This is a genomic window from Bacillus sp. NPDC077411, assembly GCF_044543425.1.
GTDB classification, from domain to species: Bacteria; Bacillota; Bacilli; order Bacillales; family Bacillaceae_G; genus Bacillus_A; species Bacillus_A bruguierae.
This window is the reverse complement of record NZ_JBITWA010000022.1, coordinates 1-16406: the sequence shown is the minus strand read 5'-3', so window position 1 is coordinate 16406 and position 16406 is coordinate 1. Positions and strand designations below refer to the sequence as shown.

Below are 16406 nucleotides of genomic sequence, written 5' to 3'. Positions count from 1 at the left end.
ACGCGTTATACTACTAAATTTTTTTATGCGAAAGATAACAAGAAAAAGCGCGATGAGTTTGGCTCATCGCGTTTTCCACTGTCTATGTATGAAAAGGTCAGTATTTGGTAGTAACAATAAAGACGATTTGTACATATGTAACAAATAACCTAGCTCCAGACACAACTAACACTGATAAGCCGAATCCACTAAGCAGTCCCGTCAAAATACGTAACAAATTATTACTCTCGCGCCACTTTTTCAATTGTGTATATCCATCAACAAACATTGGAATTTGCGCTAATATACCGATTGAAATTGGCACAGTATAGGTTATAAATAATAAAAATGGGATAAAAAGATAGCCGATTAAAATACCTGTACATCTCGCGCAGATAGGTAAAGGCGTTCCGTTCATATGAAAACAACGGGACGGCTTTCGATGGCATGGAACTATGTAAAGTACTTTTTCTATATACTTGTTAACCATTACAATCTCCATCACAAGAATCTAAGCTGCACTCACAGCACCCACCGAATAAATCGCCTACATCAAAACAACTATCTTTCTTTTTATGTTTTTTTCTTTTGTATGTAAATAGTGTAAAAAGGGTTGTTCCAACACCCAAAAGTGCAAGTATGCCTGCTAATAAATTATTTCGAGAAACAAGTAAAGCTGCGCTTATATAAAAAAATAAACTTGTAATAATAAAAAGATGAAACAAACGAATCCCCTCTCTAAAAAACAGAATCATATAAATTATATCATAAATATTTGAATATAACGGCCAAACCCTGCATATAAAAGTACGTTTTTCTTGGAATATTGATCAATGAATCTTCCAGCCATGGAACCAACAAGAACTCCAGCTAATAAACCACTAAACATAATAACGGATTTCATAAAGTGAAACTTTATCAACGCATTATTCCATTCAAAATAAATTGTATTTCGTCTATTGAAAATAGAAATAATTTCCTTTACAATTTACCTACCGGTAAGTAAATAAAAAGGAGATTAAAAACCATGTCAATCAAATATGAACAAATATTAGAAGCTGCATATAAACTATTTGCCGAAAATGGATTTGAAAAAACCAGTTTATCTATGATTGCAAAAGAAGTAGGTGTGACTAAACCTGCCATTTATTATTACTTTTCTTCAAAAGAAGAATTAATTAAAGAATTGTTTAAAGTAATTGTAAAAGAAATTAATTTCTCTAAATTTTTTTCAATTTGTAAATATAGTAAAGAAAATTTCGAAACACAGCTTATTCATGACGGAATTCGTATGATACAAGTTCAAAAAAAAGACGTTTATTACTCCAAGATATTAAATGAATACGTTGTGTTGAGCATGCGCGAAGAAAAGTATGGAGACTGGTTACAGGAAATATTACAGGATTATTTAGAAGGGTTTATTGAAATTTTACACTTTGGAGTTGAGCTAGGAGTACTAAAAAATGAAAAAATTGAAGCGAAGGCACAATTGCTTACTTTAGTTGTAGAGGGGTTAGATAAATATGTAGGAAGTTCATTCAATCTCCATGTTGAAGAAATTTGGAGTCTAACGGTAAAGAGTATTTTATAAAGGGGAGTAATACTATGGTTGAAAAATCAAAAAGAATAACAGGTTTCGATTTCGCTAGGGCACTTGCGATATTTGGAATGGTCATTGTGAATTATAAACTAGCAATGGGAGCAGATGGTAATGGGGCAGCGTGGATTATTAATTTCACAGGCCTTTTTGAAGGAAGAGCGTCTGCAATATTTGTTATTTTAGCTGGAATTGGTATCTCTCTTATGACCAAACGAGCACGTATAACGAAAGACCCTACTCTTATAAAAAAGAGCAAGCATACAACTTGGAGAAGGGCAATCTTTTTATTCATACTGGGAATATTCTTATATATAGTCGGCTGGAGTGCTGATATATTACACTATTATGCATTTTATATGTTTCTATCCTCTTTTTATATTGTCGCATCAAATCGTACTCTTCTATATTCTTTCATCGGAATTTTAACTACAGCGCAAATTTTTCAACTTATATTTGATTATACGAAAGGCTGGGATGCATCTTTCCATGAATATCCTGCATTTTGGACGCTAGCAGGTTTTTTACGTAATCTCTTATTCAATGGATTTCATCCTATTTTTCCTTGGCTTTGCTTCTTATTACTCGGTATGTGGCTAGGAAGGTTAGATTTTACGCGAAATGATATAAGAAAAAAATTATTATGGTATTCCTCTTTTGCATGTATTGTATTAGAAGGTCTTTCATTTTTTTTAATTAAAACAATAAGCCCCTATATAGGCAGAGACATTGCAATATATATTTTTTCCACAAAGCCTATGCCTCCAAATCTATTTTATATTTTATCTAGTTCAAGCACGGCTATTATCGTGATTATCTTATGTATATATGTCACAGAAATTTTCACTAAAAATGTAATTACAAAATCTCTTATTCTAACAGGACAAATGGCATTAACACATTATATTGGTCACGTCCTCTTTTTATTTGTTTTAGCAGCTGGAAATTTGTTAGGAAGTCAAACTCTATATATTTCGCTTATGTGGTCTATTGTCTTCTTTATAATTGTAATTATTATGTCCTATATTTGGCGATCCCGTCTTACAAGAGGCCCGATTGAATTACTAATGAGAAAATATAGTGATCAATGATTGAGAATATGACATATTTTCTATCTTGTGAGATTTATAGTAATCGATATACTTGATAGAGTGGAATATATTTAGCAGGGAGCAATAACAATGATTCGTGTACGTATTGAAGGAACAGAAACTGAAGTTATGCAATTTTTAAAAGATATGCCTGAGGTGCCTGGATATGAAAGAACATATTCACGTGAACCGCGAAAGGGAAATAATCCGAAGTATACAAATAGCAAGAGTGTTTTAGCATATCTCACATATAAGCAAAAAAACAAATAAAATAACAGATAATAAAATAACCGATCCTATTTAGGGTTGGTTATTTTATTTTGTATAAGATAGAGAAGGACTATATTTATAGCCTTAATGAGTAGTTAATGAGGTTTATATGGAAATACGACGAATACAGAATGTTAATTTTTATGTTTTTCAACCAATAAAATACAAAATATATTGACTGTTTAATTGAGAAGTATTATCATTTTAATTGTTATATTGATAGTGATAATCATTATCAATAAATTGATGATAGATAAATGAAACCCTAAAATTTATCTCTTAATTGACAAACTATATAAAATCTACTTGTTTTACAAAAAAGTAATTTGTATTTTAGTTTGTCAATTACATACATTTTAAGGAAGGGAAGTGGCTATATGAATCTTACAGGAAAAGTGGCACTCGTTACAGGTGCTGCCCAAGGTATTGGGGAAGCAGTAGTACGCATGCTTGGTGAGTATGGTGTACAAGTTGTTGCTGTAGATAAAAATATAACTGCACTCGATAAACTTGTTTTTGATCTAACAGCTAAAGGTATTTTTATTAAAGCATTTGTCGCAGATGTTCGTGACAGCGTATGTGTTGAAGATGTTGTCAATCAAATTGAAAATGAAATGGGGCCAATTGAAATTTTAGTTAATGTTGCTGGCATACTTCGTATGAGTCCTATTGATTCGTTGAGCGACGAAGAGTGGAATGAGGTCTTTTCAGTTAATTCCAATGGTGTTTTTTATGTATCTCGTTCAGTGAGCCGACGTATGATGTCTCGCAAGTCTGGTTCGATTGTAACGGTGGGCTCAAATGCTGCATCTGTACCACGAATGCATATGTCCGCCTATGCAGCGTCTAAAGCAGCGGCAACAATGTTTACAAAATGTCTTGGTTTAGAGATGGCTAAATATAACGTTCGGTGTAACTTAGTTTCTCCAGGTTCAACAGATACTGAAATGCAGCGGCAACTTTGGACTGATGAAAACGGAGTTAAAAAAATGATTGCAGGTTCGCAAGATACATACAGATTAGGAATTCCATTAAACAAAATAGCAACTCCTTCAGAAATTGCTGAAGTAGTTCTGTTTTTAGTTTCAGATAAAGCAAGCCATATTACAATGCATAATTTATGTATTGATGGCGGTGCTACTTTAGGAGTCTAAATAAATATAGGAGGCTGTAAAATGATGAATCATACAACTGCTTTAAGGGAATTAGCGACAAAGCTGTTAGATGACTATAAAGCTGGGTCTTCTTTCTTTTTTGCTTCACCTTATCGAACCATACTAGCGGAAGGAGTGTTTGCTACAGTGAAGCATAATCAAGTAGAAAGTTTTTCAGAGCTTGTTCATGCTGTACTAAATAACGCAAAGCAAGCGGGCCATCATAATCCCATTGTTGTAGGTGCGTTACCTTTTGACAGACAACGACCTGTACAGCTTGTTGTACCACAGGAGAGCAGAATTGCTGATTGTTTACAATTCGATGCTCAAGATCAAGTCCAGTTGTTTTCTACACTTACATATGAAATGAAACCTGTTCCATCACCTTCAGAATATATGCGTGGTGTAGAACAAGGAGTAGAAAAAATAAAAGCAGGTGACTTAAAGAAAATTGTCCTATCTAGATCACTAGATTTGAATTCTCCAGAAAAGGTTAATATTCAAAAGATACTTCGTGATTTAGCAAAGCACAATAAACACGGGTATACGTTTGCGGTAGATTTACCGAAGAGTGAAGAGGAAAAGAATAGTGATACTGCACCACAACGCAGTCGCACACTTATAGGAGCTAGTCCAGAACTGCTTGTTTCACGTAATGGAATGCAGGTCGTTTCTAATCCACTTGCAGGATCTAGGCCTCGAAGTGAAGACCCTGCAGAAGATAAGAGACGAGCAGAGGAACTACTTTCTTCAGCTAAAGATTTACATGAACACGCTGTTGTTGTTGAAGCGGTAGCTGCTGCATTACGTCCGTACTGTCGTATATTACATGTTCCGGAAAAACCGTCATTAATAAATAGTGAAACGATGTGGCATTTATCTACAGAAGTAAAAGGAGAATTATTTGATACATCCGTTTCTTCATTAGAACTTGCGCTTGCGCTGCATCCTACACCGGCTGTTTGCGGGACTCCAACTGAAAAAGCTCGGGAAGCTATTAAAGAAATTGAACCGTTTGACCGAAGATTTTTCACTGGGATGCTCGGCTGGAGTGATTTAAATGGTGATGGGGAATGGATTGTTACCATTCGATGTGCAGAAATTGAAGAAAATTCACTTCGTTTATTCGCAGGAGCGGGGATTGTTGCAGAGTCAAAACCTGTGGAAGAATTAGCCGAAACATCCGCTAAGTTTCGTACGATGCTACGTGCCATGGGATTAAATAATGAATTACTGGAGGGATAAATGATGTTAACAGGATGCTGCGAGTGGCCGAAGGAATTTGCAGAACGATATAGAGAGAAAGGTTGCTGGCGCGGAGAGACGTTTGGAGAAATGCTACGAGAACGTGCAGAAAAGCATGGTGATCGAATTGCACTTACAAGTGGAGACACGTATGTAAGTTATGCTGTACTTGATAACAAAGTAGATCGTTTAGCTGCAGGTCTTCGAAGTTTAGGAATAAAGCAAGAAGATCGAGTTGTTCTTCAATTACCTAATGTTGTGGAATTTTTTGAAGTATGTTTTGCGCTTTTTAGGATCGGTGCACTTCCAGTCTTTGCATTGCCATCACATCGAAGTAGTGAGATAAGTTATTTCTGTGAATTTGCTGAAGCAACGGCTTATATTATCTCTGATAAACAGCTTGGATTTGATTATCGCAAGCTTGCTAGAAAAGTAAAAGAGAAAGTACCAACGTTACAACATGTCATAGTTGTAGGAGAGGAAGAGGAATTTATAGGAATACATGACCTCTATATGAATCCTGTCAATCAGCCCCAAATACAATCTAATGATGTAGCGTTTCTACAATTATCTGGCGGAACAACGGGGTTATCTAAATTAATTCCACGAACGCATGATGACTATATTTATAGCTTACGAACAAGTGCTGAAATTTGTAAGTTGGATAAAGACAGTGTGTATCTAGCTGTACTTCCTGTTGCGCATAACTATCCACTTAGCTCACCAGGAGTTCTTGGAACATTATATGCCGGAGGAAGGATAGTGCTTGCTTCTGGAGGAAGTCCTGATGAAGCCTTTTCTCTTATCGAAAAGGAACGCGTTACAATAACAGCACTTGTACCACCACTTGCGATGGTATGGCTTGATGCAGTAGCGTCTCGAAATAATGATTTATCGAGCCTTCAAGTTTTGCAGGTGGGTGGTGCGAAATTTAGTGCTGAAGTTGCTAAGCGTATACGCCCGACATTTAATTGTACATTACAACAAGTTTTTGGTATGGCTGAGGGATTAGTGAATTATACGAGATTGGATGATTCAGAAGAAATCATTATTCATACGCAAGGAAGACCGATGTCCGAGTTTGATGAAATTCGTGTCGTTGATGAGAAGGATCATGATGTGGGGCCGGGACAAGTAGGGGGTTTGTTAACTCGTGGACCCTATACAATCCGTGGTTATTATAAAGCTGAAGAACATAACGCTAAATCATTTACTTCTGATGGATTTTATCGCACTGGCGATCTTGTCAAAGTGAATGAGCAAGGTTATCTAATAGTGAAAGGTCGCGATAAGGATCAAATTAATCGCGGCGGCGAGAAAGTTGCAGCTGAAGAAGTTGAAAATCATCTTCTAGTTCATTCAGCTGTACATGATGTAGCAATTGTATCCATGCCAGATGATTATTTAGGTGAACGTACTTGTGCCTTTGTAATAGCACGCGGACAAGCACCAACTGTAAGTGATTTGAAAAGGTTCTTAAGAAATCGTGGGATTGCAGCATATAAGATTCCAGATCGCATCGAGTTTATTAAATCATTCCCACAAACGGGTGTAGGGAAAGTGAGCAAGAAAGAATTGCGTAAAGTTATTGCTGAAAAACTTAATTCTACAGTGCAGTCATAGATTGTCTATAAAAAATTTTAATAATACTCGGAAGGAAGTGATTAGATGGCTATTCCGGCTATCTCAGTATACACAATGCCAGTAGAGGCAGATTTACCAAATAATAAAGTAATGTGGAAGCCAGATCCTAAACGTGCAGTTCTTCTCATTCATGATATGCAAGAGTATTTTTTGGATGCATATCATGCAGCAGAATCACCGAGAGTAGAACTTATTTCAAATATTCAATCAATCAGAAAAGCATGTAAAGGACTTAGCATTCCTGTTATTTATACAGCGCAGCCAGGTGGACAAACAATAGAACAAAGAGGATTATTGCAAGATTTTTGGGGAGCTGGCATTCCTGATGGGCCTCATAAGAAAAAGATTGTAGATGAACTTGCTCCGGATGAGGATGATATTTTCCTTACAAAATGGAGATATAGTGCTTTCAAGAAAACAAATCTTCTAGAAATTTTACACAAACAAGAACGTGATCAGCTTATTATTTGTGGGGTTTATGCGCATATTGGATGTCTTTTAACGGCGTGTGAGGCATTTATGGATGGGATTCAGCCATTTTTCATTGCTGATGCAGTTGCTGATTTTTCACAAGAACATCATAAACAAGCTGTGCAGTACGCATCTGATCGTTGTGCAGTAACTTTAACAACAAATTTATTATTAAAAGATTTACAGAATTTGAATGACGCTTCTTCAATAGAGGGAGATTCAAGGTTCACATTACAACGAGTACGTGAGCAAGTAGCGGAATTGCTTCGTGAATCACCATCTGCTATTGGAGAGGATGAAGATTTATTAAATAGAGGAATGGATTCAGTTAGAATTATGAATTTAGTAGAGAAGTGGCGCCAGGTGGGGGTAGAAGTTACATTCGCAGATTTAGCTGAACGTCCAACAATTTCTGAATGGTTTAATTTGTTGTCCTCCCAAACAGAAAAGGTGCTGTCAAATACGGATAACATGATAAAGGAGTAAATACGAATGTCTAATTATCAAGAGGTTCGCTATTCATTGTCAGGTGCGCAAATAGGTATGTGGTTTGCGCAGCAACTTGATCCAGAAAATCCAATTTATAATACTGGCGAATATATAGAAATACATGGTGTAGTAGATGCAAAAATATTTGAGTTAGCAGTGCGTAAAGTTGTAACGGAAACCGAATCTTTACATGTCTATTTTGAAGAAGATGAAAACGGACCATGGCAAGTTATTGATAATTCTCCTGAATTTTATATGCATATTATCGATGTTAGTGCAGAGGAGAATCCGACAAAAGCCGCTGAAGCTTGGATGAAATTAGATTTATCTAAGCCGATTAACTTGAAAAAGGACAAGCTGTATACAGAGGCGCTCTTTAAAGTTGCTTCTAATCGTTTCTTTTGGTATCAGCGCATCCACCACATTGTGATGGATGGCTACGGTTTTTCGTTACTTGCAGAGCGAGTAGCAAAAGTGTATACGGCATTAATGGGTAATCAATCGTATGATGAGCGTTCATTTGGACTCTTACATACTATGTTAGAGGAGGACGCAACATATCGTGCATCAGAACAATTTGAGAAAGATCGTAATTTTTGGTTAGAACGCTTCCAAGATCAACCAGAAGTAGTAAGCCTGGCAGAACGTGCTTCTAGAACATCAAAATCATTTCTGCGTCAAACAGCTCATTTGTCTCGTTTAAGTACAGAATCTTTGCAAAAGGTTGCACATAAGTGCAGTGCAAGTTGGCCAGAGCTTGTTATAGCCGCAACTGCCATCTATATTTACAAACTAACAAGTGCAAAGGATGTAATTCTAGGTTTACCGATAATGGGACGATTAGGATCTGCATCTATTAATGTTCCTGGTATGGTTATGAATGTAGTCCCGTTCCGCTTATCTATAAGCTCCGATTTGAGTTTTGCTGAGGTTGTTCAAAATGTTTCTCATGAGATCCGTAATATACGCCTTCATCATAAGTATCGTCATGAGGAATTACGGCGAGATCTGAAATTATTAGGAGAAAATCAAAGATTATTTGGTCCAATGATTAATATAATGCCATTTGAGTATGGTCTAAACTTTGCAGGAAATCGTGGAATGAAACATAACCTTTCAGCAGGACCAGTTGATGATCTTTCAATAAATGTGTCAAATGAGTTTGGTGGAAATGGTTTGAAGATTCATTTTGATGCAAATCCTGAGGTGTATAACGTGGAAGAGCTACTAACTCATAAAAAAAGATTTGTGAATCTTCTGGAAAACATCTCGAATCTTCAAGTAAATTCACCGATTGGAAAACTAGAACTCTTACTTCATGAAGAACGTAAGCAAGTTTTGGTCGAATGGAATCAAAATACGAAGGAAGATTCATTCGTAAGTGTACCTGCTCTCATTGAAAAACAAGTAAGTAAATCTCCTGATTCTACTGCTGTAGTATGTAATGGGATGGAGCTTACCTATAAAGAATTAAATGAACAGGCAAATCAACTTGCTCATTTCTTGCTAGAACAGGGCGTTCAATCTAAACAATTCGTAGCGTTAGCATTTCCAAGATCTGTAGAGATGGTTATCGGGATGCTAGCAGTTCTTAAGACAGGTGCAGCGTATTTACCAATCGACCCAGAATATCCAGAGGATAGAATTACGTATATACTAAGCGATGCTCAGCCTGCTTGTACCCTAACACATTCTTCTGTTTTGGCTAATTTACCGAATGAGAGTCACACAACAATAGTTGTACTTGATAACAAGGATACAAAAGAGGAGTTAAGGGGATATCCGAAAAGAAATCTAGATTCATTTGATAGCGTATCACTTTTAAATCCTGCATATACAATTTATACTTCGGGGTCAACAGGTAAGCCAAAAGGTGTAGTTGTGCCAATGCAAAGCTTAAGCAACTTTTTATTGGCAATGCAAGATGAATTCTCACTACGTGCAAATGATTGTTTGTTAGCAGTTACAACTTTTGCGTTTGATATTTCCGCTTTAGAAATCTATTTACCACTTATTAGTGGATCGAGTGTTCGAATTGCTCAGAAAGAAGCAGTCCAAGATTCGACTGTATTAACAGAGATTATTCAAAAAGAAAATATCACAATTATGCAGGCTACACCGACACTTTGGCATGCGCTTGTAACGGATTATCCAGAAAGGTTAAGAGGGCTTAAAGTTCTTGTTGGTGGTGAAGCGCTTCCTTCTAATCTAGCATGTAAGTTAAAAGAATTAAATTGTCATGTTACCAACCTTTATGGACCAACTGAAACAACCATTTGGTCAACTTTAATGAATATGGATGAAGAGGAGAACAGTACACCTTCTATTGGAAGACCGATTTGGAATACGCAAGTATTTGTACTAGGTGCAGGTCTACAACCTGTTCCACCTGGAGTAATTGGTGAATTGTATATTGCTGGTACTGGACTGGCAAATGGATATTTAGGAAGACCTGAATTAACAGCTGAACGCTTTGTTGCTAACCCATATGGATCACCTGGTACACGCATGTACCGTACAGGTGACCTTGTCAAATGGCACATAGATGGTTCGCTAGATTATGTTAGTCGTGCAGATCATCAAATTAAGATTCATGGATTCCGCATTGAGTTAGCTGAAGTGGAAGCTGTATTACAAAAGCATCCTCATGTGGAACAAGTCGTTGTAATTGTTCGTGAAGATCAACCTGGTGAGAAGCGCTTAGTTGCTTATATTGTACCTCATGCTGAAGGAAGCTTTGACTCTGCAGGGTTTCGGACATATGCAGCAGAAAGCTTGCCAAGTTATATGATACCATCTGCGATTATGATTTTATCTGAATTGCCGTTAACACTGAACGGAAAAATTAATCGTCAAGCACTGCCGGCACCTAATTTTAATTTATTTGTTAGTGAACGCGTAGCTAGAAATCCAAAAGAAGAAATTCTATGCGATTTGTTTGCAGAAGTACTAAACCTAGCGAGGGTTGGAATAGATAATAACTTCTTTGAAGTAGGTGGTCATTCTTTATTAGCTGCTCGTTTAATGAGCCGTATTCGTGAAACATTAGGTGTGGAATTAAGAATTGGAAAACTATTTGAATCGCCAACTGTTGCTAAACTCGCTAAACAGCTAGATAGTGCTCAAAGTGCAAGACCAGCCGTTCAAAAAATGGAACGTTCCAAGGAAGTACCACTTTCTTTTGCGCAGCGTCGTTTATGGTTCTTAAACTGCTTAGAAGGTCCAAGCCCAACTTACAATATTCCGGTAGTGATTCGGATGTCCGGAGAATTAAATCATGAGGCTTTGCAAGGTGCATTCTATGATGTTATCAATCGGCATGAGACGCTGCGAACAATTTTTCCAGATGCGTTTGGTACATCACACCAGCAGATTTTGGAGACTACTGATGCTATACCGAATCTAATAATCACACATACAACTGAATCAGAATTACCTGAGTTACTTGCTGAAACGGTACGATATAGCTTTAAACTGGCAGAAGAGTCCGCTATTCGAATCCAACTTTTTGAAATAAAGCCAAATGAGCATGTACTACTTGTATTATTACATCATATTGTTGGCGATGGCTGGTCTTTAAATCCGTTATTAAGAGATCTTGCTGCTGCTTATCGGGCACGTTGTCAAGGTGAATCAGTTCAGTGGAAGTCACTTCCGGTGCAGTATGCGGATTACGCTCTTTGGCAGCAAGAGTTGTTAGGAAGTGAGAGTACACAAGGTGGGCTCATTTCACAACAAATTGATTTTTGGAAAGAAGAGTTGAAAGATTTGCCAGAGCAACTGGAATTACCTACAGATTTTCAGCGCCCAGAGGAAACGAGTTACCGCGGAGAAACGATACATTTCCATGTGAATTCTGAGTTACATGAACGATTATTAGAGCTTGCTCGTAAAAATAGTGTTAGCTTATTTATGGTCTTACAATCTGGCCTTGTAGCATTACTTACACGGTTAGGCGCCGGAACTGATATTCCGATAGGAAGTCCAATTGCCGGACGTAATGATGATGCTCTCGGAGATATTGTTGGATTGTTCGTAAATACACTCGTTTTACGTACAGATACATCTGGAGATCCTAACTTTAGTGAACTTTTAAGTCGTGTGCGTAAGGTCAATCTTGCAGCATATGAACATCAAGATGTCCCATTTGAAAGACTTGTTGAAGTATTGAATCCCATCCGTTCGAGAAATAGTCATCCACTATTTCAAATTATGTTAGCTTTTCAAAATACACCAGAAGCTACACTAGATGTGCCAAATTTAGAAGCAAGCATTGAGATTGAAAGTGTTGGGTCATCAAAATTTGATCTTACTATTGAATTAAGTGAACGTAACACTGCTGAAGGTACACCAAATGGCTTACACGGCTTAGTTGAATACAGTACAGATTTATTTAAACGCGAAACAATAGAAAAACTCGCTGCACGTCTATTGCGATTATTAGAAAATGCTGTGGAAAATCCAGATCAACCGATTGGACATTTAGAGATCTTAACACAAGAAGAGCGTCAAACAGTACTACAAAAATGGAATAGTGATGTTCAGCTTATATCTGAAATGACTTTACCAGAATTATTCGAAAAGCAGGTTCAATGTACTCCAGAAGCTACTGCAGTAGTATTTGAAAATACTACAATAAGTTATGCAGAGCTAAATAAGAAAGCAAATCAGCTCGCACGCCTATTGATTGCGAAAGGTGTTGGACCAGAAAAAATGGTTGCTTTAGCAATGCCAAGATCGTTAGAAATGGTTGTCAGCTTATTAGCAGTTCTGAAAGCTGGAGGTGGATATTTACCGTTAGATCCTGACTATCCATCCGATCGCATCGCGTTTATGCTAAATGATGCAGAACCTACTTGTGTCATTACAAATACACAAGTAGTAATTGATTGTGGCAAGACACCCAAAATTGTAGTTGATGATTCGGAAATAATTGGAGAATTAAGTAAGCATAGTGAAGAGAATATAGGAGATATAGAACGAATACAACCGCTATCACCTTTACATATCGCCTATGTTATTTACACATCAGGTTCGACAGGTAGACCAAAAGGTGTAATGATTCCTCATCAAAATGTCTTTAGACTATTTGAAGCAACAAATCATTGGTTCCAATTTAATTCAGAAGATGTTTGGACAATGTTCCATTCTTATGCTTTTGATTTCTCGGTTTGGGAGATTTGGGGACCACTATTGTATGGGGGACGTCTTGTTGTTGTACCACACAGTGTGACCCGTTCACCTAAAGAATTTTTAAATCTACTTGTTTGTGAAAAGGTAACAGTTTTAAATCAGACACCATCAGCATTTTATCAACTTATGCAAGCAGATCGTGAAAATATTGAAGCGGGGCAAAAACTTTCTTTACGCTATATTATCTTTGGCGGTGAGGCACTGGAACTTAGTCGTTTAGAAGATTGGTATAGTCGTCATCCAGAAAATTCACCTAAACTTATCAATATGTATGGTATTACAGAAACAACTGTACATGTGAGTTATATTGAACTCAATCAAAATATTGTATCTTTACGAGCAAATAGTTTAATTGGATGTAGTATACCAGATCTTAAAGTGTATGTATTAGATAACTATTTACAGCCGGTACCACCAGGAGTAGTAGGAGAAATGTATGTTGCAGGAGCAGGGCTTGCCCGTGGTTATTTAGGACGTGCAGGATTAACTGCCGAACGATTTATAGCAGATCCATATGGAAAACCGGGTACCCGCATGTACCGTACAGGAGATTTGGCACGTTGGCATCAAGATGGAACATTAGATTATATAGGACGTGCAGACCATCAAATTAAAATTAGGGGTTTCCGAATTGAACTAGGTGAAATTGAAACAGTTATTATGCAGCACCCTCATGTTGAACAAGTGGCTGTTATTGTACGTGAAGATCAACCTGGTGATAAGCGTTTAGTGGCCTATATTGTTTCTTCAGAACATCATGTTCTTGATACAACTGCAATGCGCCAGTATGTAGGATATAGTTTACCTGATTATATGATTCCATACGCTTTTGTTATGATCAGTGAATTACCTCTAACTCCAAATGGTAAGTTAGATCGCAAAGCATTACCGGCACCAGAGTTCACTATATCTACAATAAGTAGAGGACCACGAACACCACAAGAGGAAATTTTATGTGATTTATTTACAGACATTCTGAATTTACCGCGAATTGGTATTGATGATGGTTTCTTTGATATTGGTGGTCATTCATTACTTGCTGTTCAGTTAATGAGCCGAATTAGGGCAGCACTTGGAGTAGAGTTGAGTATTGGGACCTTGTTTACAGCACCAACAGTTGCTGGGCTTACCGAAAGACTTAAGATGGGAACAAGCCAAAGTGCGCTAGATGTAATTTTGCCATTAAGAACAGGTGGAGAACAATTACCTATGTTCTGCGTGCATCCAGCAGGTGGACTAAGCTGGTGTTATGCAGGGTTAATGAAGTCTTTAGGAACGAATTATCCAATTTATGGTGTGCAAGCGCGTGGTATTGCAAAAAATGAAGAACTACCAAAAACATTAGAAGAGATGGCTGCAGATTATATTGAACATGTTCGTGAGGTTCAGCCGTACGGTCCGTATCGATTATTAGGTTGGTCTCTCGGAGGGAATGTTGTTCACGCGATGGCGACCCAATTACAAAATCAGGGAGAAGAAGTTGAACTGCTTGTTATGCTTGATTCTTATCCAGGTCACTTCTTACCGAATACAGATGCACCTAGTGAGGCAGAAGCGCTCATTGCATTGCTGGCATTAGGTGGATATGACCCAGATAACATGGATGGAAAACCTCTTGATATGGCGAACGCTATCGATATACTTCGCAGGGATGGAAGTACGCTAGCTATTCTTGAAGAGGAGACGATTTTGAATTTAAAAGAAACATATGTAAATTCTGTCGGTCTTTTAGGGAAGTACGTTCCTAAAACATTTTATGGTAACCTTTTATTCTTTAGATCAACAATCATACCAGAATGGTTTAATCCAATTTCTCCAGACACATGGCATAGTTATATAGATGGAGAGATTGAATTGTATGAAATTGATTGTCGGCATAAAGATTTATGTCAGCCAGGACCGCTTACAGAAATTGGACAAGTATTAGCTAGTAGATTACAAGGAATGAGAGGGGTAAGTAAAGTATGACGAATCCATTTGAAAATGATAATTTCATGTATAAAGTGCTAGTAAATGGGGAAGGCCAGTATTCTGTCTGGCCATCCTTTCTTGATGTACCATCTGGTTGGGATGTTGTTCACGAACAAGATAGTAGACAAGCTTGTCTAGCATATATTGAATTACATTGGAATGATATGCAGCCAAATCATCTTCGCTCGCTTGCATGCACTCCATCAGGGAAGTAACAATGAATTGCATTGTAAAAAAATATTACCTAGACTAAACGGAAAATCTGGTAATATTTCCACTCAAGTGTTGTACGAGAAAATAATACGGAAGTTTCCTTTATAAAATATAGAGAATGTGAAAGTGAGTGATTTTTTATGAAAGATTGGGAGGTTGTTGATTCCGTACCACTACTTACTAGAGATAGTTGTCAAATATGGTGGGCGCGAATTACAGACATACAACCATGGCATTATGACTTACTAAATGAAACAGAACGAGAAAGAGCAAATGTATTTCATCATTCCCACGATCAAGTAAGGTTTATTATTGGATGTGTGATTAGTAGATTAGTATTAGGTGGGCAGCTTAAGATGTTTCCTTATCAAGTCCCAATAGACCGTACCTGTTCTAATTGCAAACTACCACATGGACGGCCACAATTACCTAATGGAATGCCGCATTTTTCTGTATCGCATTCAGGCGAAATAGTAGGAGTTGCATTTACTGCGTCAACACCTGTGGGGATTGATGTGGAACAATTGAGACCAAAGATTGACGTGATGACAATGTCTGAAGGAGTACTAACGGATCAAGAATTTGCTCAGATTAAAAAATTAACAACAGAAGAGCAAGTAAAAGGTTTTTTAACATATTGGACAAGGAAAGAGTCACTTTTAAAAGCAACAGGAGAGGGGCTTAGTATTCAGCCTTCTAATCTTAGTGTGTCTAGTCCAGCCTCTTCTCCTCAGTTACTTTTATTTAAGAACAAACCAGAACTTGTGGAAATTACTTCTATGATAGATTTGTATCCAGAAGCCAATTATGTCGCAGCTCTTTCTATACTAAGTAAAGAGGTAAAAGAAATTAGACAGTTTCATGCAAAGCGACTTTTAGATAAAAAGCCGAACATGACTGTATCCTACTAGAATAAGTTGGTTCGGGTAACTATTATTTCATTATTTATCCCGCTATTCGTGAGCAGTAATACTCCCATTTCAAAATTCAGTGAAAGCATTGTCCAGCTCCAGTGGCTAGAATGTTCGGTGGCTTCGCTTCTTCCTACGAGGTAAAAAAACCTCTACGTCAGAAGCTCCATCCCCCTCA

Annotated in this window: 12 protein-coding genes and 1 pseudogene; 10 read left to right on the top strand and 3 right to left on the bottom strand. The window is 37.3% G+C overall.

Annotated features, from left to right (window positions below):
• Positions 1–97: 97 nt before the first annotated feature.
• From ACIGHG_RS21075 to ACIGHG_RS21065, 3 genes and pseudogenes are all read right to left on the bottom strand, one after another.
• Positions 98–469, bottom strand: a complete 372-nt coding sequence (locus ACIGHG_RS21075; protein WP_336474207.1) for a DUF2085 domain-containing protein — start codon at positions 467–469, stop codon at positions 98–100.
• On the bottom strand, positions 462–704 hold the full coding sequence (locus tag ACIGHG_RS21070) for a hypothetical protein (protein WP_336474206.1): 243 nt from the start codon (positions 702–704) through the stop codon (positions 462–464). Before ACIGHG_RS21070 ends, ACIGHG_RS21075 begins: the two co-directional genes overlap by 8 nt.
• A 38-nt stretch (positions 705–742) precedes the next feature.
• A pseudogene (locus ACIGHG_RS21065) lies at positions 743–889 on the bottom strand (MFS transporter); the annotation flags it as partial.
• Between the two features lie 117 nt (positions 890–1006).
• On the opposite strand from ACIGHG_RS21065, the gene ACIGHG_RS21060 reads away from it, so the two are divergent.
• The 10 genes from ACIGHG_RS21060 to ACIGHG_RS21015 all read left to right on the top strand — a co-directional run bounded on the left by ACIGHG_RS21060 (position 1007) and on the right by ACIGHG_RS21015 (position 16228).
• A complete protein-coding gene (locus tag ACIGHG_RS21060; protein WP_336474205.1) occupies positions 1007–1570 on the top strand; it encodes a TetR/AcrR family transcriptional regulator in 564 nt (187 codons plus the stop codon).
• Positions 1571–1584: 14 nt separating this feature from the next.
• The gene (locus ACIGHG_RS21055; RefSeq protein ID WP_336474204.1) at positions 1585–2667 is read left to right on the top strand and encodes a DUF418 domain-containing protein; all 1083 of its coding nucleotides are present in this window, start codon (positions 1585–1587) and stop codon (positions 2665–2667) included.
• Positions 2668–2757: 90 nt separating this feature from the next.
• Positions 2758–2937: a DUF3970 family protein gene (locus ACIGHG_RS21050; protein WP_090914844.1), complete on the top strand. Its 180-nt coding sequence runs from the start codon at positions 2758–2760 to the stop codon at positions 2935–2937.
• Positions 2938–3314: 377 nt separating this feature from the next.
• Complete coding sequence (locus ACIGHG_RS21045) at positions 3315–4091, top strand: 2,3-dihydro-2,3-dihydroxybenzoate dehydrogenase (RefSeq protein ID WP_336474203.1); 777 nt, start codon at positions 3315–3317, stop codon at positions 4089–4091.
• Positions 4092–4115: 24 nt separating this feature from the next.
• Positions 4116–5336 (top strand): isochorismate synthase DhbC, encoded by a 1221-nt coding sequence (gene dhbC / locus ACIGHG_RS21040; RefSeq protein ID WP_336474245.1) that lies wholly within the window; start codon positions 4116–4118, stop codon positions 5334–5336.
• A 3-nt stretch (positions 5337–5339) separates the two neighbouring features.
• Positions 5340–6959, top strand: a complete 1620-nt coding sequence (locus ACIGHG_RS21035) for a (2,3-dihydroxybenzoyl)adenylate synthase (RefSeq protein WP_396550423.1) — start codon at positions 5340–5342, stop codon at positions 6957–6959.
• A 45-nt stretch (positions 6960–7004) separates the two neighbouring features.
• Positions 7005–7937 (top strand): isochorismatase family protein, encoded by a 933-nt coding sequence (locus ACIGHG_RS21030; protein WP_336474202.1) that lies wholly within the window; start codon positions 7005–7007, stop codon positions 7935–7937.
• Between the two features lie 6 nt (positions 7938–7943).
• Positions 7944–15101, top strand: a complete 7158-nt coding sequence (locus tag ACIGHG_RS21025; RefSeq protein ID WP_396550390.1) for an amino acid adenylation domain-containing protein — start codon at positions 7944–7946, stop codon at positions 15099–15101.
• Positions 15098–15319: an MbtH family protein gene (locus ACIGHG_RS21020; protein ID WP_336474200.1), complete on the top strand. Its 222-nt coding sequence runs from the start codon at positions 15098–15100 to the stop codon at positions 15317–15319. Before ACIGHG_RS21025 ends, ACIGHG_RS21020 begins: the two co-directional genes overlap by 4 nt.
• Before the next feature lie 138 nt (positions 15320–15457).
• Entirely contained in the window at positions 15458–16228 is a 771-nt protein-coding gene (locus ACIGHG_RS21015) for a 4'-phosphopantetheinyl transferase family protein (protein WP_396550388.1), read from the top strand.
• The last annotated feature ends 178 nt before the right edge of the window (positions 16229–16406 follow it).

Excerpts from the sequence above, each read along its gene's own strand:
- ACIGHG_RS21030 (WP_336474202.1), top strand. The coding sequence starts at position 7,005 with ATGGCTATTCCGGCTATCTCAGTATACACAATGCCAGTAGAGGCAGAT.
- ACIGHG_RS21050 (WP_090914844.1), top strand. The coding sequence starts at position 2,758 with ATGATTCGTGTACGTATTGAAGGAACAGAAACTGAAGTTATGCAATTT.
- ACIGHG_RS21075 (WP_336474207.1), bottom strand. The coding sequence starts at position 469 with ATGGTTAACAAGTATATAGAAAAAGTACTTTACATAGTTCCATGCCAT.
- dhbC (WP_336474245.1), top strand. The coding sequence starts at position 4,116 with ATGAATCATACAACTGCTTTAAGGGAATTAGCGACAAAGCTGTTAGAT.
- ACIGHG_RS21045 (WP_336474203.1), top strand. The coding sequence starts at position 3,315 with ATGAATCTTACAGGAAAAGTGGCACTCGTTACAGGTGCTGCCCAAGGT.
- ACIGHG_RS21020 (WP_336474200.1), top strand. The coding sequence starts at position 15,098 with ATGACGAATCCATTTGAAAATGATAATTTCATGTATAAAGTGCTAGTA.
- ACIGHG_RS21015 (WP_396550388.1), top strand. The coding sequence starts at position 15,458 with ATGAAAGATTGGGAGGTTGTTGATTCCGTACCACTACTTACTAGAGAT.
- ACIGHG_RS21035 (WP_396550423.1), top strand. The coding sequence starts at position 5,340 with ATGTTAACAGGATGCTGCGAGTGGCCGAAGGAATTTGCAGAACGATAT.
- ACIGHG_RS21060 (WP_336474205.1), top strand. The coding sequence starts at position 1,007 with ATGTCAATCAAATATGAACAAATATTAGAAGCTGCATATAAACTATTT.
- ACIGHG_RS21055 (WP_336474204.1), top strand. The coding sequence starts at position 1,585 with ATGGTTGAAAAATCAAAAAGAATAACAGGTTTCGATTTCGCTAGGGCA.
- ACIGHG_RS21025 (WP_396550390.1), top strand. The coding sequence starts at position 7,944 with ATGTCTAATTATCAAGAGGTTCGCTATTCATTGTCAGGTGCGCAAATA.